This is a genomic window from Exiguobacterium chiriqhucha RW-2 (assembly GCF_000416965.1).
GTDB classification, from domain to species: Bacteria; Bacillota; Bacilli; order Exiguobacteriales; family Exiguobacteriaceae; genus Exiguobacterium; species Exiguobacterium chiriqhucha.
In genome coordinates, this window is record NZ_ATCL01000016.1 from 1 (window position 1) to 332 (window position 332).

At 52.7% G+C, this 332-nt stretch carries 3 tRNA genes; all 3 read right to left on the reverse strand.

Annotated elements, in window-relative coordinates:
* Nucleotides 1-78: 78 nt before the first annotated feature.
* The 3 genes from M467_RS23540 to M467_RS23550 all read right to left on the reverse strand — a co-directional run bounded on the left by M467_RS23540 (nt 79) and on the right by M467_RS23550 (nt 332).
* Nucleotides 79-150: transfer RNA gene (locus tag M467_RS23540), tRNA-Gln, on the reverse strand.
* 7 nt (nt 151-157) lie between these two features.
* Nucleotides 158-233 (reverse strand) — tRNA-Asp (locus M467_RS23545).
* Nucleotides 234-256: 23 nt separating this feature from the next.
* A tRNA-Val gene (locus tag M467_RS23550) sits at nt 257-332 on the reverse strand.

Sequence of the window (332 nt, forward strand, 5' to 3'; positions counted from 1 at the left end):
CATGCAGGGCTCGAACCTGCGACCCTCTGATTAAAAGTCAGATGCTCTACCAACTGAGCTAATGACTCAAATTATAAGCTGGGCCGGAAGGGATCGAACCTTCGCATGTCGGAATCAAAATCCGATGCCTTACCACTTGGCTACGGCCCAACGTAAATGGCGGTCTTGACGGGATTTGAACCCGCGATCTCCTGCGTGACAGGCAGGCATGTTAACCCCTACACCACAAGACCGTTATACGTGCTTAAATTTGAAATGGTGGAGGATGACGGGATCGAACCGCCGACCCCCTGCTTGTAAGGCAGGTGCTCTCCCAGCTGAGCTAATCCTCC